At 71.3% G+C, this 23,371-nt stretch carries 24 protein-coding genes and 1 tRNA gene; 12 read left to right on the top strand and 13 right to left on the bottom strand.

Translation table 11 applies throughout. The features are described from left to right. Positions 1–40 precede the first annotated feature (40 nt). The gene (locus ACIBNA_RS38105) at positions 41–1,711 is read left to right on the top strand and encodes a penicillin-binding transpeptidase domain-containing protein (protein WP_399169819.1); all 1,671 of its coding nucleotides are present in this window, start codon (positions 41–43) and stop codon (positions 1,709–1,711) included. A 16-nt stretch (positions 1,712–1,727) separates the two neighbouring features. On the opposite strand, the gene ACIBNA_RS38100 is transcribed toward ACIBNA_RS38105, so the two are convergent. Next, positions 1,728–2,093, bottom strand: a complete 366-nt coding sequence (locus ACIBNA_RS38100) for an SsgA family sporulation/cell division regulator (RefSeq protein ID WP_399169818.1) — start codon at positions 2,091–2,093, stop codon at positions 1,728–1,730. 169 nt (positions 2,094–2,262) lie between these two features. On the opposite strand from ACIBNA_RS38100, the gene ACIBNA_RS38095 reads away from it, so the two are divergent. The 6 genes from ACIBNA_RS38095 (at position 2,263) to ACIBNA_RS38070 (ending at position 7,127) form a co-directional block, all read left to right on the top strand. Further along, positions 2,263–3,399, top strand: coding sequence for an energy-coupling factor ABC transporter permease (locus ACIBNA_RS38095; RefSeq protein ID WP_399169817.1), 1,137 nt, complete (start codon positions 2,263–2,265; stop codon positions 3,397–3,399). A gap of 1 nt (position 3,400) precedes the next feature. Next, entirely contained in the window at positions 3,401–4,162 is a 762-nt protein-coding gene (cbiQ, locus tag ACIBNA_RS38090) for a cobalt ECF transporter T component CbiQ (RefSeq protein ID WP_399169816.1), read from the top strand. Then, positions 4,150–4,917: an energy-coupling factor ABC transporter ATP-binding protein gene (locus tag ACIBNA_RS38085; RefSeq protein ID WP_399169815.1), complete on the top strand. Its 768-nt coding sequence runs from the start codon at positions 4,150–4,152 to the stop codon at positions 4,915–4,917. Before cbiQ ends, ACIBNA_RS38085 begins: the two co-directional genes overlap by 13 nt. Next, complete coding sequence (locus ACIBNA_RS38080; RefSeq protein ID WP_399169814.1) at positions 4,914–5,375, top strand: MarR family winged helix-turn-helix transcriptional regulator; 462 nt, start codon at positions 4,914–4,916, stop codon at positions 5,373–5,375. Before ACIBNA_RS38085 ends, ACIBNA_RS38080 begins: the two co-directional genes overlap by 4 nt. A gap of 106 nt (positions 5,376–5,481) precedes the next feature. After that, positions 5,482–5,928 (top strand): organic hydroperoxide resistance protein, encoded by a 447-nt coding sequence (locus ACIBNA_RS38075; RefSeq protein ID WP_399169813.1) that lies wholly within the window; start codon positions 5,482–5,484, stop codon positions 5,926–5,928. 35 nt (positions 5,929–5,963) lie between these two features. Next, positions 5,964–7,127, top strand: coding sequence for a serine hydrolase domain-containing protein (locus tag ACIBNA_RS38070; protein ID WP_399169811.1), 1,164 nt, complete (start codon positions 5,964–5,966; stop codon positions 7,125–7,127). Between the two features lie 77 nt (positions 7,128–7,204). Here the strand turns inward: ACIBNA_RS38070 and ACIBNA_RS38065 are convergent, their stop codons facing one another. The 3 genes from ACIBNA_RS38065 to ACIBNA_RS38055 form a co-directional block, all read right to left on the bottom strand. Next, entirely contained in the window at positions 7,205–7,480 is a 276-nt protein-coding gene (locus tag ACIBNA_RS38065) for a DUF1876 domain-containing protein (protein ID WP_399169810.1), read from the bottom strand. A 71-nt stretch (positions 7,481–7,551) separates the two neighbouring features. Next, entirely contained in the window at positions 7,552–8,397 is an 846-nt protein-coding gene (locus tag ACIBNA_RS38060) for an EamA family transporter (protein WP_399169809.1), read from the bottom strand. Continuing rightward, a complete protein-coding gene (locus ACIBNA_RS38055) occupies positions 8,394–8,909 on the bottom strand; it encodes a YbaK/EbsC family protein (RefSeq protein ID WP_399169808.1) in 516 nt (171 codons plus the stop codon). The genes ACIBNA_RS38060 and ACIBNA_RS38055 overlap by 4 nt, the downstream gene beginning before the upstream one ends. Positions 8,910–9,014: 105 nt before the next feature. Between ACIBNA_RS38055 and ACIBNA_RS38050 the strand changes: the two genes are divergently transcribed. Further along, the gene (locus tag ACIBNA_RS38050) at positions 9,015–9,281 is read left to right on the top strand and encodes a type II toxin-antitoxin system Phd/YefM family antitoxin (RefSeq protein ID WP_399169807.1); all 267 of its coding nucleotides are present in this window, start codon (positions 9,015–9,017) and stop codon (positions 9,279–9,281) included. After that, complete coding sequence (locus ACIBNA_RS38045) at positions 9,274–9,537, top strand: type II toxin-antitoxin system RelE/ParE family toxin (RefSeq protein ID WP_399169806.1); 264 nt, start codon at positions 9,274–9,276, stop codon at positions 9,535–9,537. The genes ACIBNA_RS38050 and ACIBNA_RS38045 overlap by 8 nt, the downstream gene beginning before the upstream one ends. Positions 9,538–9,610: 73 nt before the next feature. Here the strand turns inward: ACIBNA_RS38045 and ACIBNA_RS38040 are convergent, their stop codons facing one another. Both ACIBNA_RS38040 and ACIBNA_RS38035 read right to left on the bottom strand, forming a co-directional pair. Further along, on the bottom strand, positions 9,611–11,827 hold the full coding sequence (locus ACIBNA_RS38040; protein WP_399169805.1) for an MMPL family transporter: 2,217 nt from the start codon (positions 11,825–11,827) through the stop codon (positions 9,611–9,613). A gap of 127 nt (positions 11,828–11,954) precedes the next feature. Beyond that, the gene (locus ACIBNA_RS38035; protein ID WP_399169804.1) at positions 11,955–12,554 is read right to left on the bottom strand and encodes a TetR/AcrR family transcriptional regulator; all 600 of its coding nucleotides are present in this window, start codon (positions 12,552–12,554) and stop codon (positions 11,955–11,957) included. A 164-nt stretch (positions 12,555–12,718) separates the two neighbouring features. On the opposite strand from ACIBNA_RS38035, the gene ACIBNA_RS38030 reads away from it, so the two are divergent. After that, a complete protein-coding gene (locus ACIBNA_RS38030) occupies positions 12,719–15,964 on the top strand; it encodes a S41 family peptidase (protein ID WP_399169803.1) in 3,246 nt (1,081 codons plus the stop codon). A gap of 65 nt (positions 15,965–16,029) precedes the next feature. On the opposite strand, the gene ACIBNA_RS38025 is transcribed toward ACIBNA_RS38030, so the two are convergent. From ACIBNA_RS38025 to ACIBNA_RS38010, 4 genes are all read right to left on the bottom strand, one after another. Beyond that, positions 16,030–16,251 carry a hypothetical protein gene (locus tag ACIBNA_RS38025; RefSeq protein ID WP_399169802.1) on the bottom strand — a complete coding sequence of 74 codons (222 nt, stop codon included), beginning with the start codon at positions 16,249–16,251 and terminating at the stop codon, positions 16,030–16,032. A gap of 76 nt (positions 16,252–16,327) precedes the next feature. Next, positions 16,328–17,212 carry an SDR family oxidoreductase gene (locus ACIBNA_RS38020; protein WP_399169801.1) on the bottom strand — a complete coding sequence of 295 codons (885 nt, stop codon included), beginning with the start codon at positions 17,210–17,212 and terminating at the stop codon, positions 16,328–16,330. Continuing rightward, positions 17,209–18,132 carry an alpha/beta fold hydrolase gene (locus tag ACIBNA_RS38015; RefSeq protein WP_399169800.1) on the bottom strand — a complete coding sequence of 308 codons (924 nt, stop codon included), beginning with the start codon at positions 18,130–18,132 and terminating at the stop codon, positions 17,209–17,211. Before ACIBNA_RS38015 ends, ACIBNA_RS38020 begins: the two co-directional genes overlap by 4 nt. Then, a complete protein-coding gene (locus tag ACIBNA_RS38010; RefSeq protein ID WP_399169798.1) occupies positions 18,129–19,694 on the bottom strand; it encodes a flavin-containing monooxygenase in 1,566 nt (521 codons plus the stop codon). The genes ACIBNA_RS38015 and ACIBNA_RS38010 overlap by 4 nt, the downstream gene beginning before the upstream one ends. 131 nt (positions 19,695–19,825) lie before the next feature. Between ACIBNA_RS38010 and ACIBNA_RS38005 the strand changes: the two genes are divergently transcribed. Beyond that, the gene (locus ACIBNA_RS38005; RefSeq protein ID WP_399169797.1) at positions 19,826–20,503 is read left to right on the top strand and encodes a MerR family transcriptional regulator; all 678 of its coding nucleotides are present in this window, start codon (positions 19,826–19,828) and stop codon (positions 20,501–20,503) included. Here the strand turns inward: ACIBNA_RS38005 and ACIBNA_RS38000 are convergent. Continuing rightward, on the bottom strand, positions 20,487–21,290 hold the full coding sequence (locus tag ACIBNA_RS38000) for an exodeoxyribonuclease III (RefSeq protein ID WP_399169795.1): 804 nt from the start codon (positions 21,288–21,290) through the stop codon (positions 20,487–20,489). The two genes, ACIBNA_RS38005 and ACIBNA_RS38000, sit on opposite strands and share 17 nt — an antisense overlap. Positions 21,291–21,350: 60 nt before the next feature. On the opposite strand from ACIBNA_RS38000, the gene ACIBNA_RS37995 reads away from it, so the two are divergent. Further along, the gene (locus ACIBNA_RS37995) at positions 21,351–21,827 is read left to right on the top strand and encodes a GNAT family N-acetyltransferase (protein WP_399169792.1); all 477 of its coding nucleotides are present in this window, start codon (positions 21,351–21,353) and stop codon (positions 21,825–21,827) included. A gap of 59 nt (positions 21,828–21,886) precedes the next feature. Here ACIBNA_RS37995 and ACIBNA_RS37990 read toward each other — a convergent pair. Together ACIBNA_RS37990 and glpR are read right to left on the bottom strand one after the other, a co-directional pair. Next, a tRNA-Ala gene (locus ACIBNA_RS37990) sits at positions 21,887–21,960 on the bottom strand. Positions 21,961–22,043: 83 nt separating this feature from the next. After that, positions 22,044–23,234 (bottom strand): gephyrin-like molybdotransferase receptor GlpR, encoded by a 1,191-nt coding sequence (gene glpR, locus ACIBNA_RS37985; protein ID WP_399169791.1) that lies wholly within the window; start codon positions 23,232–23,234, stop codon positions 22,044–22,046. Positions 23,235–23,371 lie beyond the last annotated feature (137 nt).

Genomic DNA, 23,371 nt, shown 5'->3' with positions numbered 1-23,371 from the left:
GCAACGGGGACCCTGGGAATTCGTGGAGGAACGAACAGCTGTGGGCAACAGAAGACGCGTCGCCGAGCGAGGGAAGACGAGGCCCGCCGTGATCGGCGGGATGATCGCCGTGGTCGTCGGCGGTGCCGGGGTCGGCGCCTACGCGCTGTACGGCGGCGCGTGGGCCGACAACGGCACCCGGGCTGCGTCCGCCGACCAGAGGCCCGAGGTGAAGACCGGGCCCCTGTCGGCGCGCGAGGTCACCACCACCGCCAAGGCCTTCCTCACCGCCTGGCAGTCGGGGAAGGTCACCGAGGCCGCCGCGGCCACCGACGACGCGGCCGCGGCCGGGTCCCTGCTCAGCGGCTACACCAAGGACGCCCGCATCAAGGACGTCACCCTCACCCCGGGCACGCCCACCGGTGACAAGGTGCCGTTCTCCGTCAAGGGCACGGTGGCGTACAAGGACACCGAGAAGCCGCTGGCGTACGACAGCGCGCTGACCGTCGTCCGCCGCACGAGCGACGGGAAACCGCTGGTCGACTGGCACTCGGCGGTCGTCCACCCCGACCTGAAGGACGGCGACAAGCTGGTCACCGGCGAGGCGGGCACGCCCCCGGTCAAGGCGCTCGACCGGGACGGCGGCGAACTGACCAAGAAGAAGTACGCCTCGCTCGGGCCGGTCCTGGACGGGCTGCGCGAGAAGTACGGTAAGAAGGCCGGCGGCAAGGCCGGTATCGAGCTCCGGGTCGTGCGCGGGAAGTCCGCCAAGTCGGACGACCTGTCCGACAGGACCCTGCTGGAGCTGAGCAAGGGCACGCCCGGCACGGTGAAGACCACGCTGGACCCGGCCCTCCAGGCGGCGGCCGAGAAGCAGGTCGCGAAGAAGGCCCGGTCGTCGGTGGCCGTGGTGCGGCCCTCGACCGGCGAGATCCTGGCCGCCGCCAACGCCTCGCCGGGCTTCAACACCGCCTTCCAGGGCTCCCTCGCGCCCGGCTCCACGATGAAGGTCATCACCGCGTCGCTGCTGCTCGACAAGGGCCTGGCCTCGGCGGACAAGAAGCACCCGTGCCCGAAGTACTTCACGTACGGGCACTGGAAGTTCCAGAACGACAAGAAGTTCGAGATCAAGGACGGCACGTTCAAGGCGAGCTTCGCCCGCTCCTGCAACACGGCCTTCATCAGCCAGGCTCCCAAGCTCAAGGACGACGACCTGACCAAGCAGGCCCAGCAGGTCTTCGGCCTGGGGCTGAACAACTGGGCGATCGGCGTGCCGTCCTTCGACGGCGCGGTGCCGGTGCAGTCGGCGGCCCAGATGGGCGCCTCGCTGATCGGGCAGGGCGGGGTCCGGATGAACCCGCTGAACATGGCGTCGGTGTCGGCGACGGTCAAGTCCGGCACCTTCCACCAGCCCTACCTGGTCTCCCCGGACGTGGACGGCCGCAAGCTCGCGACGGCCTCGCGCACGATGTCGGCCGGCACTCTGTCCCAGCTGCGTGAGCTGATGTCGTACACGGCCGACTACGGCACGGCCGCGGAGGCGATGGCCGGGGTCAGCGGCGACGCCGGCGCGAAGACCGGGTCCGCCGAGGTCGACGGGCAGAAGAAGCCGAACGGCTGGTTCACCGCATACCGGGGCGATCTGGCGGCCGCGGGCGTGGTCCAGCAGGGCGGGCACGGCGGTGAGACGGCCGGGCCGATCGTGGCGGCGCTGCTGAAGGCGGGCGGCTGACCCCCGGGTTCGAAGCTCAGTGAGTGACCGGTTCCGCGGCGGCCGTGTACGTCCGCCGCAGGAACCGCAGCAGCGCCTGCCGCTCGAACTGCACCACCGACACCCCCTGCGCGGAGTGGAACTCCACAATGGCCTGCACCCGGCCGCACGGCCACACCCGCACCTCACCGCTGCCCGTGGGGGCCCGCAGCCCCTCCTCCAGCAGCCGGCGGTCGAAGGTCCACTCGCGTGCCCCGGCCCCGGGCACCCCGATCCGCACGGCGCGCGGGTCCCGCTCGGGGTCGTAGCGCAGCGTGACCGGAACCGCGTCCTGCTCCGCGTCCAGCGGGACGGCCGCGTCCGTGACGATGTGGGCTCGCGCGTACTGCTCGACTACGGACATCCGACGGCCCCTTAACCGTGCGCCACCTGTGTGGAGACTGTGCGTCCACTCTCCCTCCAATGTCGCATATTTTCCGGATTGCGCTCCCGGAGGCCGGACATATCACGGATGAGATAAAACGAGCATCACGCTCTTGCAAATCGTTCGCATCTAGCCACATCATCGAACGGTGCATGTACCTGACGGATTCATCAACGCGCCCACCTCCGCCGCCACCGGTGTGATCGCCGCGGGCGCCGTCGCCGTGAGCCTGCGCGGCGCGCGCCGGGAACTCGACGAGCGGACGGCACCGCTGGCCGGACTCGTCGCGGCGTTCATCTTCGCGGTGCAGATGCTGAACTTCCCCGTCGCGGCGGGGACCAGCGGCCATCTGCTCGGCGGTGCGCTCGCCGCGATACTCGTCGGCCCCTACACCGGGATCCTGTGCGTATCCGTGGTCCTGCTCATGCAGGGCATCCTCTTCGCGGACGGCGGACTGACCGCGCTCGGCGTGAACATCACCAACATGGCGATCGTCACCACCGTCGTCGCCTACGCCCTCTTCCGCGGCCTGGTGAAGGTGCTGCCCCGCACCCGCCGCTCGGTCACCGTGGCCTCCTTCGTCGCCGCCCTGGTCTCCGTCCCGGCCGCCGCCCTGGCCTTCACGCTGATGTACGCGGTCGGCGGTACCACCGACGTGTCGATCGGCAAGGTCGCCACCGCCATGGTCGGCGTGCACGTCCTCATCGGCATCGGCGAGGCCGTGATCACCGCGCTGACCGTCGGCTCGGTGATCGCCGTACGCCCGGACCTGGTGTACGGGGCGCGCGGCCTCACGCAGAAGCTCAAGCTGCGGGTGAACGGCGAACTGGTCGACGCCCCCGGCGCCGAGCCGGAGCCCGCCCCCGTGGGCGCCCGGACCTCGCACCGCAAGTTGTGGGCCGCCGGCCTGGTCGCCTCCCTGGTCCTGGCCGGATTCGTCAGCTTCTACGCCTCCGCAAACCCCGACGGCCTGGAGAAGGTCGCCGCCGACCACGGCATCGACAAGAAGACCGAGGAGCACGCGGTCGCCGACTCCCCGCTCGCCGACTACGGCGTCAAGGACGTCGACGACACCCGCCTGTCCGGAGGGCTGGCAGGCGTCATCGGCGTGGGTGTCACGGTCGTGGCGGGCAGCGCGGTCTTCTGGGCGGTACGCCGTCGCCGCTCGGACGACACGTCCCCGTCGGACACGACGGACGCGACGGACACGACGGACACGACGGACGCGACGGACGCGACGGACGCGACGGACGCGACGAGCACGTCCAGTACCACGAGCGTCTGACATGGGAGCAGGGCACGCGCACAAGCTCTACCGGCACGGGCACTCGCCCGTGCACGGCCTGCCGCCGCACACCAAGCTCGCCGCCGTGTTCGCCTTCGTGGTGGTCGTGGTGTCGACGCCGCGGGAGGCGATGTGGGCGTTCGGGCTGTACGCCGTGCTGCTCGGGGCCGTGGCGTACGTCGCGCGGGTGCCCGCCGGGTTCTTGCTGAGGCGGCTGCTGATCGAGGTGCCGTTCGTCGCGTTCGCGGTACTGATGCCGTTCGTGGCGGAGGGCGAACGGGTCGACGTCCTCGGCCTGTCCCTGAGCGTCAACGGCCTGTGGGGCGCCTGGAACGTGCTGGCGAAAGGCACCCTCGGTGTCGCGGCCTCGGTGTTGCTGGCCGCCACCACCGAACTGCGCGAACTCCTCCTCGGCCTCCAGCGCCTGAAGCTCCCGCCGCTCCTCGTGCAGATCGCCTCCTTCATGATCCGCTACGGCGACGTCATCACGGACGAGATGCGGCGCATGCGGATCGCCCGCGAGTCACGCGGCTTCGAGGCGAAGGGCGTCCGGCACTGGGGCGTCCTGGCCAAGTCCGCGGGCGCCCTGTTCATCCGCTCCTACGAACGCGGCGAGCGCGTGCACCTGGCCATGGTCAGCCGCGGGTACGCCGGCTCCATGCCGGTCATCGACGAGGTGACCGCGTCCCGGGCGCAGTGGACGTACGCCCTCACCCTGCCGTGTGCCGCCCTCGTCGTCTGTCTGCTGGGATGGGCCCTGTGACTGATGTGACCCCCTCACTGGACGTGGCCGGTCTGGCCTTCGCCTACCCCGACGGGCACCAGGCCCTCTTCGGCGTCGACTTCTGCGTCGCGCGCGGCGAGCGGGTCGCGCTGCTCGGCCCGAACGGCGCCGGCAAGACGACCCTCGTGCTCCACCTCAACGGCATCCTGACCGGCGGCACCGGCACGGTGAAGGTGGCCGGGCTGCCCGTCGGCAGGCAGCACATGGCGCAGATCCGGCGCCGGGTCGGCATCGTCTTCCAGGACCCGGACGACCAGCTCTTCATGCCGACCGTCCGCGAGGACGTGGCGTTCGGGCCGGCGGCGGCCGGGCTGAAGGGGCCGGAGCTGGAAAAGCGCGTGGACCGGGCGCTGGAGCGGGTCGGCATGGAGGAGTTCAAGGACCGCCCGCCGCACCACCTCTCCTTCGGCCAGCGCCGCCGGGTGGCCGTGGCGACCGTGCTCGCCATGGAACCGGAGATCCTCGTCCTCGACGAACCCTCCTCCAACCTCGACCCCGCCTCCCGCCGCGAACTGGCCGACATCCTCCGCTCCCTCGACGTGACCGTGCTGATGGTCACGCACGACCTGCCGTACGCCCTGGAGCTGTGCCCGCGCTCCCTGATCCTCAGCGAGGGGGTGATCGCGGCGGACGGCCCGACCGGCGAACTGCTCTCCGACGAGGAACTGATGCGCGCCCGCCGGCTGGAGCTGCCGTTCGGTTTCGATCCGCGTTCGGTGACAATGGGCGCGTGACGAACGAGGAGACCGAGGGCTCGCTGCTGCTGGACGACCAGCTCTGCTTCGCGCTGTACGCGGCCCAGCGGGCGGTGACGTCCGTCTACCGCCCCCTCCTCGACGAGCTCGGCCTCACCTATCCGCAGTACCTGGTCCTGCTGGTCCTGTGGGAGCGCGGTGAGACCACGGTCAAGGAGCTGGCCGCCGCGTTGAGGCTCGACTACGGCACGGTGTCGCCGTTGCTCAAGCGGTTGGAGAGCCTGGGGCTCGTCCGCCGGGAGCGCGCGGCGCACGACGAGCGCTCGGTGCTGGTCGCCTGCACCGAGCGCGGGGAGGAGCTGCGGGAGCGCGCGGCGTGCGTACCGGGCGCCCTGCTCGCGGCGACGGGGCTCGCTGCACCGGAGGTCGCGCGTCTGCGCGAGGAGCTGTGGCGGCTGGCGGAGAAGTCGCAAGCGGCCCCGAACCGCCCGCACTGATCTCACGTTACCCACGGTCATCACCCCCTCCTGAGCAGACGCTTTCCTACTGGCCGGTACCTTGTGCGCGATGTATTAGTGCACACCTGTTCTGGGGGATCCAGCCATGACTGACGCCGCCGCCGTCGACACCCGCCCGACGAAGATCATGTACGTGGCCGAGGCCACCGCCCACGGCGGCCGCGAGGGCTATGTCACCAGCCAGGACGGCCAACTCGACCTCAAGGTCGCGATGCCCCCGCAGCTCGGCGGCGACGGCAACGGCACCAACCCGGAACAGCTCTTCGCGGCCGGCTACAGCTCCTGCTTTCACAACGCGCTGATCCTGGTCGGCAACCGCGAGGGCTACGACCTGACCGGCTCGACGGTCTCCGCGAAGGTCGGCCTCGGCCCCAACAAGCAGCGCGGCTACGGCCTCGCGGTCGCCCTGAGCATCTCGCTCCCCGTCCTCGACCCAGGCCTCGCGAGCAAGCTGGTGGACGCGGCCCACGAGGTCTGCCCGTACTCGAACGCGACCCGCGGGAACATCGACGTCACGATCGTGCTTGGTTGAAAGGGGAGCGAGTCGGCGAGACGAGGAGTACGGACGTGGACGTGCACGGCACAGTGGCCGAGGACTTCGAGCCGGTCAGGGACGCGTTCGTACGGAACTTCGCCGCGCTCGGGGAGCGGGGCGCGGCCGTCGCCGTCTACCGGGACGGGCAGCGGGTCGTCGACCTGTGGGCCGGCACGAAGGACGTCGACGGCACGGACCCCTGGGAGCGCGGCACCGCCCAGGTCGTGCGCTCGGCGACGAAGGGCGTCGCCGCCGCCGTACTCCTGCTGCTGCACCAGCGCGGGCATCTGGACCTGGACGCGCCGGTGGGCCAGTACTGGCCGGAGTTCAAGGCGCAGGGCAAGGAGCGGGTGCTGGTCCGGCACATCCTGAACCACCGGGCCGGACTGCCCGTGCTCGACCGGCCGCTCACCCCTGAGCAGGCCCTCGACCCGCTCCGGGGCCCGGAGGCGGTCGCCGCCCAGGCACCCGCCTGGGAACCCGGCACCGACCACGGCTACCACGCGCTCACCTACGGCTGGCTGCTCGACGAACTGGTGCGACGCGTGACCGGGCGGAGCACCGGCGCATGGCTCGCCTCGCAGATAGCCGGCCCACTGGGCCTGGACCTCTGGCTGGGCCTGCCGGACGCGGAAGCCGGCCGGGTCGGACGCGTGGGCCGCGTCGAGGGACCCGAGCCGACCGGCGGCCTGCGGGCCCGCCCGAAGCGCTCGGTCACCGAGGCCTACGAGGACCCGGCTTCCCTGACCCGCCGGGCCTTCGCGGCGATCGCCCCGTTCCCGGACCAGAACGACCCGGCCTACCGCGCGGCAGCCCTCCCCGCGACCAACGCCATCGCGACGGCGGACGGACTGGCCCGCTTCTACGCGACGCTGATCGGCGACACCGCCGGCGCCGCACGCCTGTTCACGCCTCAGACGGTCGAACTGGCCCGGTCCGAGGAGTCGGCGGGCCCCGACCGGATCCTGGTGGTCGGCACCCGCTTCGGCCTCGGCTACATGCTGCACGGCAGCGCCTCCCCCTTCCTCACACCGGGCTCCTTCGGCCACCCGGGCCGCGGCGGCGCCCTCGGCTTCGCCGACCCGGACACCGGGATCGCGTTCGGCTATGTCACCAACGGCTTCCGCAAGACGGTGACGGCGGATCCGCGGGCGCAGGGGCTGGTACGGGCGGTGCGGGGAGCGCTCGGGCTTTAAGGGTCTGTCGCTTGAGACCCCAGGGTCTGTCGCGCGTGCCAGGCCCCGCGTCTGCGACGTGATCCAAACGACAGGCCCTAGACGTGAATCGGGTGGGACGTCCGCCCCGATGCCTGGTCGATCTCGTCGTGGGCCTTGGTCAGCAGTCGCATGGCGAGCTCGTTGAGTGCCCGGGCACCTGCGATCTCCTCCCCGACTCTGGGCTGATTGACGTCGGTCCGGTGCCGGCTCGCGTGCCCGTGCGCCCGTACCTCGGTGCCGTCGGGCAGCCGGACCAGCGCCACGGCCCGGGTGTGCTGGTCGTCCTCCCGGAACTCCATCTCGATGTGCCATCCCACTGTGGTGTGCATCATGACGATCACCTCCGGAACACTTAGTTCCAGGGTGCTCCTCACCAGGGGGATGCGCACCCGCCTGACCCCGGCTATCCGGCGTGCAGCATCAGCCCGATCCCGACGACGAGCAGCCCGGCCGCCGCGATTCTCGGCGCCCCGAACCGCTCCTTGAAGAACACGGCCCCGATCGCCGCGCCCACGATGATCGACGACTCGCGCAGGGCGGCGATGGGCGCGAGCTCGGCCCTGGTCTGGGCCCACAGCACGAGGGCGTAGGCGGCGACGGAGAGGGCGGCCCCGATGAGCCCGACCCCGGCGAACGGCCGGAGAACGGCGGCGGTCCGCCTCCTCCAGCGGCTCACGGCGTAGGCGGGGATCACGACCCCTTGGACCGCCATCAGCCAGGCGATGTACCCGAGTGAGGAACCGGAGGCGCGCACGCCGAGCCCGTCGACGACGGTGTACGCCGCGATCGTCAGCCCGGTCGCCAGGGCCGCCCCGATCGCCGCCCAGTCGGGGCGGCGCCCGCGCAGTCCCCACACGGCGACGCCGGTCAGCCCCGCGCACGACAGGGCGATACCGGCGGCGGCCCACCCGTCGGGCACCTCGTGCGCGAAGACGGCGGCGAGCACGGTCACGACGAGAGGCGCGGTGCCACGCGCGATGGGATAGGCCTGCCCGAAGTCGCCCAGCCGGAAGGACTTCATCAGCAGCGCGTTGTAGGCGATGTGTATGGCGGCGGAACCGAGCAGATACGGCCATGCCCGGGCCGCCGGAAACGCCACGAAGGGCGCCAGGGCCAGCCCGATGACCACTCCACCGCCCGAGATCAGCGCGAACCCGGCCAGCTTGTCGGTGATCTTGTGGGCGATGGCGTTCCAGCTGGCGTGCGTGACGGCGGCGAGCAGGACGGCGGCGGTGACCAGAGGTGTCACGCGGCGAGCTCTCGCACGTCCACGAGGGTGCCGCCGGCGTGGGCGACGAGGTCGCGGGGTGCCATGGGGAACACGGTGTACGGCGTCCCGGCGGCGGCCCAGACGAGGTCGTGCCCGAGCAGGGACCGGTCGGCGAGCACGCGCGTTTTCGTCCGGTGCCCGAAGGGCGGCACGCCGCCGATGGCGTACCCGGTGGTCTCCCGCACGACATCGACCTTGGCCCGCGTGACCTTGTCCACCCCGAGCTCCTTGCGCACGAGCTCGACGTCGACCCGGGAGGCCCCGTCCATGAGCACCAGCACCGGCACTCCGTCCGCCGCGAAGATCAGCGACTTGCAGATCTGACTCAGCTCACACCCGAGCGCGGCGGCGGCCTCGGCAGCGGTCCGGGTGGCCTCCGGGAACCGGCGGATGAGCGGAGGAACCTGATCCAGCCCGAGCTCCCGCAGGGCTTCGATGAACCGGGGGTGAGCTCCGGAGTTCTCGGCGTCAGTGGCGGCTGTCGTCGTCATGGGGGCACGGTAGCGGTGGGTGTATGGGGCATGCGAGCGGGTTGTGGCTCGCCGGCGCCGGATCTGGCCCAGGTGTACACATGGCACAACATGTACTCTTGGTCCATGACCCAGATGCCCATAGAGTCCATCCGTGAGGTACGCGCCCACCTGGCCGAGGTGGTCGAACGGGCCGAGCGTGATGACACGCCCACGGTGATCACCCGGCGAGGCAAGAAGGTCGCCGCAGTCGTGTCGATCGAGGTTCTGCGCCGGTACCAGGAGTGGGAAGAGCGCGAGATCAACCGGATCATCGACGAGCGCATGGCGAATCCAGCAGCCGGTGTCCCCATCGAGGACGTCATGAGGGAGACGCTGGGGCGCAGTGAGTAAATACCGCACTGTCTTCCGGCCGGAGGCTCAAGCGGAGCTGCGCAAGATCCCCCGGGACATGGCACTCCGCATCCTGGTCAAGCTCACGGAACTGGAGACCGATCCCTACGGCTTCCACACCACCGCGCTCGTCTCACAGCCCGACCGGCGCCGGCTCCGCGTCGGCGATTATCGCGTCCTCTACACGATCGACAACGGAGAGCTGGTGGTCTGGGTCGTGCACGTCGGACGCCGCTCCACCGTCTACGACGCCTGAGAGCCGGTGAGGGCGCCCCGTCCCACGGAGCCCTCACCGGCCGGTTTCTCGGAGATTCAGAGGTGTCGGGGCGTCAGGCGCGTATCACCGCCCGGTCCCCGTCCTCCCGCTCGGACTGCGAGCGCAGCCCCTCCCCCTCGACGTCCACGTTGGGCAGCGCCCGGTCCAGCCACTTGGGCAGCCACCAGGCCTTGCGGCCGAGGAGGGCCAGGACGGCCGGGACGATGGCCATGCGGACGACGAACGCGTCGAAGAAGACGGCGATCGCGAGGCCGAAGCCGATCATCTTGACCATGGACTCGGACGAGCCGATGAAGCCGGCGAAGACCGCCATCATGATGACCGCCGCGGCCGTCACCACCCGGGCGCCGTGCCGGAAGCCCGTCACGACCGCCTGCCCGGCCTTCTCGCCGTGGACGTAGGCCTCCCGCATCCGGGTCACCAGGAAGACCTCGTAGTCCATGGCCAGTCCGAAGACCACGCCCACCATGAAGATCGGCATCATCGACATGACCGGGCCGGTCTGCTCCACGCCCATCAGGTCGGCCAGCCAGCCCCACTGGAAGACCGCGACCACGGCGCCGAGGGCCGCCATCACCGACAGGAGGAAGCCGAGGGCCGCCTTCAGGGGGACCAGGATCGAGCGGAAGACCACGATCAGCAGGAGGAAGGCCAGGCCGACCACCAGGACCAGGTAGGGGATCAGGGCGTCGTTCAGTTTCTCGGAGACGTCGATGTTCATCGCCGTCTGGCCGGTGACCAGCACGTTCGCGTCCGAGTCGGCCTTGATGCCGGCGCCCTTGTCGCGGATGGAGTGGACCAGGTCCTCGGTCGCGACCGACGACGGCTTGGAGTCCGGGATGACGGTGATCGTCGCCGTGTCACCGGACTTGTTGGGCGCAGGCGGCGTCACGGTGACGACGTCCTTGAGGCCCTTGATCTCGTCGCCGACCTCCGTGAAGGCCGCCTTCGGGTCGTCGCTGTCCTTCGCGTCGACCACGACCATGAGCGGGCCGTTGGAGCCCGGCCCGAAGCCCTCGGAGAGGAGGTCGTAGGCGCGGCGCTGCGTGGTGGAGGTGGGCTGGGAGCCGTCGTCCGGCAGGCCCAGTTCCAGGCTCGCCGCCGGGACGGCCGCCGCGCCGAGGCCGATGACGCCGAGCAGCAGGACCGCGATCGGGCGGCGGACGACGAAGCTCGCCCAGCGCGTGCCCAGGTTCGGCTTCGCCGGCCTGTCCTGCTCCTGCTGCTTCTTCGCCCGGCCGAGCAGCCTGCCCTTCTCCCCCGCCGGCTTCACCCTCCGGCCTGCGTACCCGAGCAGCGCCGGGACCATGGTCAGTGCGATCAGCACCGCGACGGCCACCGTGCCCGCCGCCGCGACGCCCATCTTCGTCAGCATCGGGATGTTGACGACCGACAGGCCCACCAGGGCGATCACGACCGTGAGGCCCGCGAAGACCACCGCGGAGCCCGCCGTGCCGACGGCCCGGCTCGCCGCGTCCTCGCGGTCACGGCCCTCGGCGAGTTCGGCCCGGTAGCGGGAGACGATGAACAGCGCGTAGTCGATGCCGACCGCGAGGCCGATCATCATCGCGAGGGTGGAGGTCGTCGAGCCCAGGTCCAGCGCGTCGGCCAGCGCCGTGATCGAGGAGACGCCGATGCCCACGCCGATGAGCGCCGTCAGCAGCGGCAGACCGGCCGCGACCAGCGAGCCGAAGGTGATGACGAGGACGACCGCGGCGACCGCGATGCCGATGATCTCGGTGGTGCCGGTGTGCGGGACCGTCTGGAGCGCGTCACCGCCGACCTCCACGGTCAGCCCGGCCTTCCGCGCGTCCTGCGCGCTGTCCTGAAGGGCGTCGCGGGAGGAGTCCTCCAGCTCCATGCCGGAGACCTTGTACGACACCTGCGCGTACGCGATCGTGCCGTCCTTGCTGACGGCCTTCGCCTGGTACGGGTCGGTGACGCGGACGACCTCGGAGCCGTCGGCGAGTTCCTTGACGGTCTCCTGGACGGTCGCCTTGTTGCCGGGGTCGGTCATCTTCTCGCCGCTCGGCGCCTTGAAGACGACCCGTGCGGTGGCTCCGTCGGCGCTCGTGCCGGGGAAGCGCTGTTCCAGCAGGTCGAAGGCCTTCTGGGCCTCCGTGCCGGGGATGGAGAACGAGCTGTTGCCCGCGGCGGGGGCGCCGGCCGCGCCGACACCGGCGAGGGTCAGCAGGGCCACCCATATCAGGGCGACGAAGTGCCGCCGCCGGAAGGAGATCCGGCCGAGTTTGTAGAGGCATGTGGCCACGAGGGCGTACTCCCGGTCAGGTCGTGGGGTCGGTTCTGGGCAGGGGTGATCAGCCCGACGACGTGAGCGGAGACGTCAGGTTAGGGGCTAGCCGAGGGGGACTACTCGATGGGTACGCCGAGGGGGACTACTCGGTGGGTACGCCGAGGGCGGGGAGGACCACGGCGTCGATGTACGAGGCGAGGAACGCCTGCGTCGGCGGCTGGTCGTCGATCAGCGTGCGCGTGGCGAAGGCGCCGACGAGCATGTGCATGACGTAGTCCAGCGCCGGGCGGCCGGCCTGCACCTCGCCGCGGTCGACCGCTCTTTGCACCACCCGGTGGAACTCCTCCATCTCGGGCTCGATGAGCAGTTCCTTGAACGCCTGGAGGAGGTCCGGGTTGCCGTGCACCGCCATGAACAGACCCCGCATCAGCGCGGCGTTCTGCTGCATGGTGCGGTCGTCCTCACGCGAGGTGAGGGCGTGCAGGTCGCCCCGCAGGGATCCCGTGTCGACGTCGGCGACGCTGCCCGGCTTGTTGTGCCGGATCGCCCTCACCACCAGTTCGGGCTTGCCGCCCCACTGGCGGTAGAGCGTCGCCTTGCTGGATCGCGTGCGGGCGGCCACGGCGTCCATGGTGAGGGCGTCGTAGCCGACCTCGCGGAGCAGGTCGAGCACGGCCGCGTACAGCTCGGCCTCACGCTCGGGGGTGATCCGACTGCGACGCGCGGTGGCGACCTCAGCCATCTCGCTCACCTTCCTGCTCCGAACGACACGGTTTCGTACGTCACGAATGTAGCGCAGCCCCTATGGAAACGAAACCGTTTCGTACGTGTCCTGGGTCACGAGGCGGCACGTTCAGCGGTTTGTCACAACTTGCTCCGGTACGCCACCGGGCAAAGCATGGGGACGTGAGCTATCTGCGTCTGCCGCACCTCCATGACGACCTGCTGTGCTTCGTGGCCGAGGACGACCTGTGGCTCGCCCCGGTCGACGGCCCCGGCCGCGCCTGGCGGCTCACCGTCGACCGCACCAAGGTGGGCCACCCTCGCTTCTCGCCCGACGGCCGCCACCTCGCGTACACGAGCTGGCGCAGCCTGGGGCCCGAGGTCCATCTCGCCCCGGTGGACGGCGGCCCGGGACAGCAGGTGAGCCACTGGGGCAGCGCCGACACCCGGGTCTGCGGCTGGACCCCGGACGGCGAGATCCTGGCCGTGGCCTCGCACGGCGAGCCCTTCTCGTACTTCACCTGGGCCTACAAGGTCTCCGTCGACGGCGACCCGGGCCGCAAGCTGCCCTGGGGGCCGGTCGCCGACATCCAGGTCGCCGATCTGGACGGGGAGCGGAAGTCTCTCCTGCTCACCGGCACCCCGCCGCACGAACCGGCCGCCTGGAAGCGCTACCGGGGCGGGGCCACGGGCAGACTGTGGCTGCACGGCGAACGGCTGCTGGCCGGTCTCGGCGGTCATCTGCACTCCCCCATGTTCGTCGGTGGCCGGATCGCCTTCCTCTCCGACCACGAGGGCGTCGGCAACCTCTACTCGTGCGCCTACGACGGCTCCGACCTGCGCCGGCACACCGACCACGACGCCTTCTACGCCCGGCACGCCTCCAGTGACGGCACCCGGGTGGTGTACCAGTGCGCGGGCGACCTGTGGCTCGTCGACGACCTGTCACCGCACTCCGAGCCGCGCCGGCTGGACGTACGGCTGAGCGGGCCGCGCGCGGGGCGGCGCCCCTACCAGGTGGCCGCGGCCCAGCACGTCGACGGGATCTCGGTCGACGAGACCGGGCGGGCCAGCGCGGTCGTCGTACGCGGCAGCCTGTACTGGCTCACCCACCGGGACGGGCCGGCCCGCACCCTCACCGACACCCCGGGCGTCCGGGTGCGGATCCCGGAGATGCTCGGCGCGAGCGGGCGGGTGGCGTATGTGACGGACGCGGAGGGCGAGGACGCGATCGAGATCGCCTCCCTGCCCCGGGCGACCGGCGACCGCGGGCCGAGGCGGCTGGCCTCGGGCGAGCTGGGCCGAGTGCGCGAGCTGGTGTCGGACCCGGAGGGCGAACGGCTGGCGGTCGCCTCGCACGACGGGCGACTGCTGCTCGTCGACGTCGCCGAGGAGTCGGAGGGTGAGGTCAGCGAACTGATCCGGTCGATCAACGGGCCCGTGCGCGACCTCGCGTTCTCCCCGGACGGGGCGTGGCTGACCTGGTCGCATCCGGGCATCGGGCGGACACTGCGGCAGATCAAGCTGGCCCGGCTCGCCGGAGCGGCAGAAGGGGACGGGTTCGTCGTCGACGTCACCAACGGCCGTTTCGAGGACGAGAACCCGGTCTTCACGCGCGACGGCCGCTACCTCGCCTTCCTCTCCTGGCGCGGTTTCGACCCGGTCTACGACGTGCACACCGGCGACCTGTCCTTCCCGCTGGGCTGCCGCCCGTATCTGGTCCCGCTGTCCTCCGCGACGCCCTCCCCGTTCGCGCTGAGCCCGGAGGGTCGCCCGGCCGCCGGGGGCCTGGATCCGGTGGAGGACGACGAGAACGGGGAGAACGGCGCCGTGACCGTCGAGGTCGAGGGGCTGGAGAGCCGGGTCACGCCCTTCCCGGTGGCCGCCTCCAAGTACTCGGCGCTGTACCCGGTGGCGGGCGGCGGGCTGGTGTGGCTGCGCTGGCCGATCTCGGGTGCGCTGGGCGAGACGTTCGCGAACCCGGACGACACCAGCGGCCGGCCGACCCTGGAGCACTTCGGCGTCACCAAGGCCAAGAAGTCCGAACTCGCCGAGCACCTCGACTTCTTCGCGGTCAGCGGCGACGGCACGCGGCTGGTGATCGTCGACGAGGGCGAGCTGCGCGCGGTGCCCGCGACCGAGCCCGGCGACGCCGACACGACGGTGTGGATCGACGCGCGCCGCATCCTGCACGTGGTCGACCCGGCGGCTCAGTGGCGGCAGGCGTACGAGGAGGCCGGGCGGCTGATCCGGGCGTACTTCTGGGAGCCGGGCATGTGCGGCATCGACTGGGACGGGGTGCTGGACCAGTACCGTCCGCTGGTCGAACGGGCCGCCTCCCCGGACGAGTTCGCCGACCTGCTGCGCGAGGTGCTGGGCGAGCTGGGCACGTCCCACGCGTACGTCGCCGCCGCCCGGCGCAACGAGGGCCCGCCGCACTACCAGCGCCGACAGGGCCTGCTGGGCGCCAACTTCGTACGCAGGGACGGCGGCTGGATGGTCAAGCGGATCCTGCCCGGCGACTCCTCCGACTCCAAGGCCCGCTCCCCGCTGGCCGGCACGGGCATTCGCGAGGGGGCGGTCCTGACCCACGTCGACGGCCGCCCGGTGGATCCGGACGCGGGCCCGTATCCGCTGCTGGCGGGCGCGGGCGGTACGACGGTGGAGCTGACCTTCTCCCCGGCGGAAGGCACCGGCCCGCCCCGGCGGGTCGCCGTCGTCCCGCTCATCGACGAGCGGCCGCTGCGCTACCAGGACTGGGTGGCCAAACGCCGGGCGGTGGTACGGGAGTTGAGCGGCGGGAGGTGCGGCTATCTACACATCCCGGACATGGGCGGTTCGGGATGGGCGCAGTTCAACCGCGACCTGCGCATGGAGGTGTCCCGGCCCGCGCTGATCGTGGACGTGCGCGGCAACGCCGGCGGTCACATCAGCGAGCTGGTCATCGAGACGCTGAGCCGCACGATCCTGGGCTGGGACCTGACCCGCGACGCCCAGCCCGTGTCGTACACCTCGAACGCGCCGCGGGGCCCGGTGGTGGCCCTGGCGGACGAGGCGACCTCCTCCGACGGCGACATGATCACCGCCGCGTTCAAGCTGCTGAAGCTCGGCCCGGTGGTGGGACAGCGCACCTGGGGCGGCGTGGTCGGCATGACCGGCCGTCACGAGCTGGGCGACGGCACGGTGATCACGGTGCCGATGAACGCGGCCTGGTTCGACGCCTACGGCTGGTCGGTGGAGAACAAGGGCGTCGCCCCCGACATCGACGTCCTGCGCACCCCGCTGGACTGGGCGGAGGGCCGTCATGCCCAGCTGACCGACGCGGTGGAGCTGGCGCTCGGGCTGCTGGAGACCAATCCGCCGGCGACGCCGCCGACCTACAGCGACGTACCGGACCGCTCCCGTCCGAAGCTGCCGCCGAGGACGTGAGAAAGTCCAGGACGTGAGGAAGGGGCACCCCCGCGCGGGGCACCCCTTCCCTTCAGCACGCAACGTCAGGCGTCGTAGTCCTGGTCGAAGCGGTCCTCCTGCTCGCGCTCGCGGTCACGGTCACGGTCACGGTCACGGTCACGGTCGCGCTGCGGCTGCGAGGGGTCCATGTCCTCGTCACGCCGGCGGCCGCGGCCCTGCACCTGCTCGCGAGCCTGGTCCGCCTTCTGCCGGGCCTGGTTCTGCCACTGCTCGGACTTCTCCTGGAACTGGTCCTTCATACCCATGTGGGTTCACTCCCGTTGGGGGTGAGGGGATCTGGCTCGACCAGATTCACATGAGCCGTGACGCTGTGCATGTCGATCACTTACGGAGCGTATTCCTCTGCTGCTCATCGGCCGCTCCGCCCGCCCCGACGAGGCCCGTGCGCATGCCCGTCAGCCGGTCCGCGAACCGCCGCATCTCACGCTGGCCCACCGTCCCGATGGCCCCGGGCAGATATCCGCGCACGCCCTGCATGCCGCGCAGCCACCACTGCCCGTAGACGTGGCCGGCGCGCCGCTCGATCCCGGCCACGAGCCGGTCCACCGCCGGGCCCAGCGGATAGGTCTTGTTGGACGGCCAGGGCAGCCGCTGCCTCAACTCCCGCATGACGTCGTCCTGGTCGGCCCCGCGCACCATGTCGGTGTCGGTCCACGACAGGTACCCGACGCCGACCTTCACGCCCCGGTATCCGACCTCGGCGCGCAGGCTGTGCGCGTACGCCTCCACACCGGACTTGGACGCGCAGTAGGCGGTCATCATCGGCGCCGGCGTGATCGCGGCGAGGGACGCGATCTGGAGCAGATACCCCCGGCTCTCCAGCAGCAGCGGCAGGAAGGCACGGGCCGTCACCGCCGAGCCGACCAGGTTGACCTCGATCACCCGCCGCCAGGACTCCGGGTCTGAGTCGGCGAACGGACCGCCCGTGGCGACACCGGCGTTGGCGACGACGATGTCGACCCTGCCGAAGCGCTCCTTCACCTCCCGCGCGACCCGGGCCATCGCCTCGTGGTCGGTGACATCGGCGTGCCAGTGGTCGCTGTCGCTGTGCAGCCGCCCGGAGACCTCCTTGAGCGCGTCCGGTTCGAGCCCGACCAGCGCCACCTTCACACCGCGCGCGGAGAGCTTGCGGGCCAGCAACTCCCCGACGCCGCGCGCCGCCCCGGTCACCACGGCGACCTTCCCCTCGAGGCTCACCCTGCTCATGCGCTCTCCTCGGATACGACCTGGATGTGTGCGCGGACGAGTTCACGTATCTTCCCGGTGACCAGCTCGGGCGCCTCGACCGGCGTCATGTGGCCGATGCCGGGCAGTTCGGTGAGCCCGGTGCCGTGCGGCAGCGCGGCGGCCAGGGCCCGGGCCTGCACCGGCGGCGTCAGCCGGTCCGCCGTACCGACGACCACGGCCGTGGGCACGTCCAGCTCCCGCACGCCCTGGTCGAGGTCGAGCAGGTCCAGCACGTGCGACCAGGCGTAGCGGACCTTGCGGGGACAGGCGTGCACGACGCGGGCGCAGGCCTCGACCATGTGCGGGGCCGAACCCGGGCCCATCGTCCCGTACTTGAGGATCCGGCGGGCCAGGGGCGTGACCGGGCCGAGCGGGGCACGGGAGCCCAGGATCCGCCGGGTCAGCCAGGTCCGCAGCCGCCCGGGCCGCATGGGTACGACGGTGGAGGCCGCGACCAGTTGGGAACTGCCCGTGCTGCACAGCAGGACGGCGGCGGTGTGCTCGCGGAAGGCGGCTCTCCCGGAGGCCGCCATCACGGTCATGCCGCCCATGGAGTGCCCGGCGATCACGGCCTGTTCGCCGGGCGCGAGGGTGGTTTCGAGTACGGCTTCGAGGTCGTCGGCGAGGGCGTCGGTGCTGCACGCGGGGTGCGCGGGGCTGCGTCCGTGGCCGCGCTGGTCGTAGGCGATGACCCGGTGGTCGGCGGCCAGGTCGCGTATCTGCGCCGCCCAGAAGGCGGTGGAGCAGGCCCAGCCGTGGGCGAGGACGACGGCGGGGGCTGCGTCGGGCCCGTGTATCTCGACGTGCAGCCGGGCGCCGTCGGCGGAGACGGCGGTCAGTTCGCGCGCGGCGACGGGCGGGGCGTAGGGGCCGGAGTCGACGTGCAGGAGACGGCTCACGCGTCCACCCCGGCCTTCTTGTCGGCCTTCTGCTCAGCCGTCTTCGTCACGGGGGCCCGCAGGACGTCGTACTCCGCGAGGTCCACCCGCCGCGTCGCCCGCCGGAACTCGGCTGTCGTGCCGGGCCAGATGGTGGTGTTGCGGCCGCTCGCGTCGAGGTACCAGCTGGTGCAGCCGCCGGTGTTCCACACGGTCCGCTTCATGCGCTCCTGCACCCGGTGGTTCCAGGCGCGTACGGCGCTCGGCCGGGCGTCGAGGGCGACCCGGCCTCCCCCAGAGCCCGAAGGGCCTGGGGGGACCCCCAGGACGTCGACTTGGCGGACGAAGTCGGCCAGGTAGTTCAGCTGGGACTCGATCATGAGGATCATCGAGGAGTTCCCGAGGCCCGTGTTGGGCCCGATGATCGTCATCCAGTTCGGGAAGCCGGCCGCGCAGGCGCCGCGCAGGGCCTCCATGCCGCCCTTCCAGGTCTCGGCGAGGGTCCGTCCGTCGGCGCCCACGACCCGCTCGGCGATGGGCATGTCGGTGACGTGGAACCCGGTGCCGAAGACGATGGCGTCCACCTCGGCCTCGCTGCCGTCGGCGGCGACGAGGGTCGATCCGCGGACCTCGCTCAGCCCGCTCGCGACGACGTCGACGTTGGGCCGCGCGAGCGCCGGGTAGTACTCGCTGGACAGCAGGATCCGCTTGCAGCCGATGCGGTAGTCCGGGGTGAGCTTCGCCCGCAGGGCCGGGTCCTTGATGGCACGGGCCATGTTGCGCCGGGCCAGCTGCTCGACGAAACCGAGTTCGTTCGGGCGCTTGGTGAACGCCTGGACCTGCAACTCCCTGATGCCCCACAGCAGTCCGCGCCGCAGCTGCGAGGTGAGGGGCAGCTGCCGGTGGAGCCACCGCTCGGCGTCGCTGATGGCCCGGTCGACGCGGGGCATCACCCACGGCGGGGTGCGCTGGAAGAGCGTGAGCCGCGACACCTCGGGCTGGATGGCCGGCACGATCTGGATGGCCGAGGCCCCCGTCCCCACCATCGCGACGCGCTTGCCGCGCAGGTCGTAGTCGTGGTCCCAGCGGGCGGAGTGGAAGACCTTGCCCGGGAAGGAGTCGAGCCCGGGGATGTCCGGCACCTTCGGGTCGGACAGCGGCCCGGTGGCGGAGACGACGATGTCCGCCGACAGACTCCCGCTGCTGGTCTCGATGTCCCAGCACAGCCGCTCGGCGTTCCACGCCATCCGCTTCACCTCCGAGTCGAAGCGGATGTGCGGCCGCAGCCGGAACGTGTCCGTCAGGTGCTCCAGGTAGGCGCGGATGTGCTCCTGCCCCGAGAAGGTGCGCGGCCAGTCGGGGTTGGGCGCGAAGGAGAACGAGTACAGATGCGACGGCACGTCACACGCGCACCCCGGGTAGCTGTTGTCGCGCCAGGTCCCGCCGACGCTGCTCGCCCGCTCCAGGACGACGAAGTCGGTGACGCCCTCGCGGCGCAGCCGCACGGCGGCCCCCAGCCCGCCGAACCCGGACCCGATCACCGCGACCCGCACATGCTCGCGTTCGTGTTCGCGTTCGCCCATGCCGACACCTCCACACACCACGAGAACCATGCCAGTGAACACTGGCGCAATGGGAGAGTAGGGCAGTGACGTACTGATGGGTAGGGGGCGGTCGAGGAAAAGTCACCCTCGGTACGCCTTAAGGTGCCCAGGTGGCCGAGAAGCGTGAATACCGCATGGAAGAGCTGGCACGCCTGGCCGGGATCACGGTGCGCACCCTGCGCTTCTACCGCGAACGCAAGCTGATCCCGCCACCCCGCCGGGAAGGCCGTATCGCCTGGTACGACGACCACCACCTGAACCGGCTGCGCACGATCACGGCCCTGCTGGAACGCGGCCACACCCTCAGCGGCATCGCGGAGCTGGCGGAGGCCTTCGACCACGGCCGGGACGTCGGCGACCTGCTCGGCGTCGGCGCACCCACCGAGGAGGAGCCGGTCCACCTCACCCCCGAGGAACTCGCCGACCACTTCGCGGGCGAGGCCACCCCCGAGAACCTCGCCGCCGCGATGGAACTGGGCTATCTCGGCACCGACGGCGACGAGATCGTCCACATCAGCCGCCGCCTGCTGGACGTCTCCTCGGCCCTGGTCCGCGAGGGCATCCCCCTCGCGGAGGTCCTCGGCGCTGCCAAGCAGGTCCGCACCCACGCCGACGCCCTGGCCGAACTCTTCACCGGCCTGGTCCTGCGCCACGCCTCCGAGGACGACCTGCCCCGCCTGCGCCCGCTGGCGCGCAGTGTGGTGGAGGCGGAACTGTCCCTGGCCCTGGACCGCAGGATGCGTCGGGGTGGGGACCGAGGGCCGACGGATCCTAGCGGTCGTACATGACGGTCACCGGCGCGTGATCGGACCACCGCTCCGCATGAGTGGCGGCCCGCTCCACGAACCCCTTGACCGCCCGCCCGGCGAGCCCCGGGGTGGCCACGTGATAGTCGATCCGCCAGCCGGTGTCGTTGTCGAAGGCCCGCCCGCGGTACGACCACCACGAGTACGGCCCCTCGGCTTCCGGGTGCAGCGCACGTACGACGTCGACGTACCCGCCGTCCGCGGGATCGAAGACCCGGGACAGCCACTCCCGCTCCTCGGGCAGGAACCCGGAGTTCTTGGTGTTGCCGCGCCAGTTCTTCAGGTCGGCCTGCTGGTGGGCGATGTTCCAGTCGCCGCAGACGAGCACCTCGCGCCCCTCGGCGGCGGCCCGCTCCCGAAGCTCCTTCAGATGGGCGAGGAACTCGCCCGTGAAGCGCTCCTTCTCGTCCTGCCGCTCGGTCCCGACCTCACCCGAGGGCAGATACAGCGAGGCGACGGTGACCCCCGGCAGATCGGCCTCCACATACCGCCCGCTGCCGTCGAACTCGGCGGACCCGAACCCGACCCGGACCCGGTCGGGCTCACGCCGGCTGTACAGGGACACCCCGGCCCGCCCCTTGGCGGCGGCCGGCACGTGCACGACATGCCACCCCTCGGGATCGCGGACGTGCCCGGGCAACTGCTCCGGCTCGGCCCGCACCTCCTGGAGACACAGCACGTCGGCGTCGGTCTGCGCGAGCCACTCCACGAAGCCCTTCTTCGCGGCGGCACGCAGCCCATTCACATTCACAGAGGTCACAGTGAGCACCCCGGCACGATACCGGCACACTGGACGAGGTCCAGTTCCGGATCGAATACGGTAGCCGCCATGCATATACGCCGGGTCTCCTTCGACCACCCCGACGCCGTGAAGCTGAACGACCAGGTCCAGGCCGAGTACGCCGTCCGCTACGGGGACGACGGCGATGCCACGCCCATGGCCGCCACGGACTTCGACACGCCGAACGGCATCTACCTCATCGCGTACGACGAGCTCGGCACCCCCGTCGCCTCGGGCGGCTGGCGCGCTCAGGACGCGAACGACGAGGGCAACCTCGACGGCGACGCCGAGCTCAAGCGCATGTACGTGATCGAGCAGATGCGCGGCCGGGGCCTGGCCCGCCGCATCCTGGCCGCCCTGGAGGAGGACGCCCGCGAAGCCGGCCGCGTCCGCATGGTCCTGGAGACGGGCCTCAAGCAGCCGGAGGCCATAGCCCTGTACACGTCCAGCGGCTACGAGCCGTGCGCCAAGTTCGGCTACTACCGGCACCACGAGTCGAGCCGCTGCTTCGCGAAGAGCCTCTGAAAGCTGGGGAACAGAGCAGAGCCCCTGCCAGCTTTCGCCGACAGGGGCTCGAAGCTGCGTGGACCTGAGGGGATTTGAACCCCTGGCCCCCTCGATGCGAACGAGGTGCGCTACCGGACTGCGCCACAGGCCCTTGCAACGAGTGAAACTTTAGCACCCCGATCGGGCTGCTTGGAAATCCGTTGCCGAGGGGCGGTCACCTGCGGCTTCGCGGGGCTACTCGTTGGCGGCCCGGGGCCTGCCCCCGTCCTCGTACTGGTCGAACAGCGGCGTGCGGCCGCGCTCCCGTGCCCGCCGTGCGGAGGCCGCGCGGCGAGCGTCACTGCGCCCGTCGCCGTCCGCCCTGTCCTGCGTGCGGGGCTCCGCCTCGTCGGGGTCCGCGCTGTCGGCGGGGGCCGCCCCGTCCTCGTGGTCCGGGGTGACGGTGCTCGACCGCGCGGAGCTCCAGGTGTCGGGGGCCGCGAGGTCCACGTCGTTGGTGGCCCGGGGCGCGACGGGTGCGGTCACATAGGTCGGCAGGGGCACCGGCACCGGCTCCCAGCTGTCGCCCTGCCCCGGCCGCCGCTGCCGCTCGCGCTGCTGGTCGACCCACTCGGCGTGGTCGGTCTGCTCGACGAGTGCGCGCCGGTCCGCCGCGAGGGCCGACAGGCCGGGGTCGGTCGCCGGTTCGAGTCCTTCCTCCGGGTCGTCGGCCGCTTCGTCGATGGAGGCGCGCCGGCGGGGCTGCCGCTGGCGCTCCCGCAGCCGCTGGGCCGCGACCTCGGCCCGGCGGCGGTCCATCTGGTAGGCGAAGCGGCGGCGCTCCTGGGAACGCAGGTACGCGATGTACACGCTGAGCATGACGGCGGGCACACCGGGCGCCCACAGGAAGGCCAGCCCCCCGACCGCGGCGACGATCGCGCCGAGAGTGAAGGCGAGGAACAGCATGGTGGTGGTGCGCCGACGGCGCGCGAGCACCTTCGAGCGCCGGGCCCGCGCTGCGGCCGCCTGGCTCGCCTGCGGTGACGGGCCGCGCCGGGCGGCGGGCACACGTCCCCGACCGCGGGCGGCGCCCTCCGCGTTCGGCCCGGGCGCCGGGCGGGCCGGCTGTTCGGGGGCGGGCGACGGTAGGGGTGCCTGGGTCTGCGGACGTGTCTTGGACACGGCGAAGGCCCGGACGTCCACCGAGTCGGTGACGACGTCCAGGTCGTCGGCGTCCTGCTCCCCCTCCTCGGTGGAGCGCGCCCGCAGGTCCCTGGCGTACCGGCGCTCCATGGCCGCCTTTCCGGACAGAAGCCGGATGGCGGTGCTGAAGCGTTCCGTCGGACGGGCCTCGTTCAGCTCGTCCTGCCTACGGAGCCACATCGGCACCAAGTAGGCGGCCCAGGCCCCGACAATGACTGCGTAGATGAGGCCGCTGCTGCTCACGCCTCACACGGTAGAGGGGTTTGCGTGAGGCCATCTGCCAATTGAGCCGGTGTGTCGCACGATCTGGCTGATATTTCGAACTTTTTTTGTGACCGATGCGATCAGCAGACCACCGAGGCCGGGAATTCATTGCCTTA

The organism is Streptomyces sp. NPDC050164, assembly GCF_044459945.1.
Lineage (GTDB): Bacteria > Actinomycetota > Actinomycetes > Streptomycetales > Streptomycetaceae > Streptomyces > Streptomyces coeruleorubidus_A.
Note: the sequence above shows the minus strand (reverse complement) of the source record. Positions and strands in the feature narration are given on the sequence as shown.

Bases quoted from the DNA above. Each gene is read 5' to 3' on its own strand.
- ACIBNA_RS38100 (WP_399169818.1), bottom strand. From the start codon at position 2,093: ATGTCCGTAGTCGAGCAGTACGCGCGAGCCCACATCGTCACGGACGCG.
- cbiQ (WP_399169816.1), top strand. From the start codon at position 3,401: ATGGGAGCAGGGCACGCGCACAAGCTCTACCGGCACGGGCACTCGCCC.
- ACIBNA_RS38075 (WP_399169813.1), top strand. From the start codon at position 5,482: ATGACTGACGCCGCCGCCGTCGACACCCGCCCGACGAAGATCATGTAC.
- ACIBNA_RS38065 (WP_399169810.1), bottom strand. From the start codon at position 7,480: ATGATGCACACCACAGTGGGATGGCACATCGAGATGGAGTTCCGGGAG.
- ACIBNA_RS38085 (WP_399169815.1), top strand. From the start codon at position 4,150: ATGGGCCCTGTGACTGATGTGACCCCCTCACTGGACGTGGCCGGTCTG.
- ACIBNA_RS38025 (WP_399169802.1), bottom strand. From the start codon at position 16,251: ATGGGTATGAAGGACCAGTTCCAGGAGAAGTCCGAGCAGTGGCAGAAC.
- ACIBNA_RS38035 (WP_399169804.1), bottom strand. From the start codon at position 12,554: ATGGCTGAGGTCGCCACCGCGCGTCGCAGTCGGATCACCCCCGAGCGT.
- ACIBNA_RS38020 (WP_399169801.1), bottom strand. From the start codon at position 17,212: ATGAGCAGGGTGAGCCTCGAGGGGAAGGTCGCCGTGGTGACCGGGGCG.
- ACIBNA_RS38010 (WP_399169798.1), bottom strand. From the start codon at position 19,694: ATGGGCGAACGCGAACACGAACGCGAGCATGTGCGGGTCGCGGTGATC.
- ACIBNA_RS38050 (WP_399169807.1), top strand. From the start codon at position 9,015: ATGACCCAGATGCCCATAGAGTCCATCCGTGAGGTACGCGCCCACCTG.
- ACIBNA_RS37995 (WP_399169792.1), top strand. From the start codon at position 21,351: ATGCATATACGCCGGGTCTCCTTCGACCACCCCGACGCCGTGAAGCTG.
- ACIBNA_RS38055 (WP_399169808.1), bottom strand. From the start codon at position 8,909: ATGACGACGACAGCCGCCACTGACGCCGAGAACTCCGGAGCTCACCCC.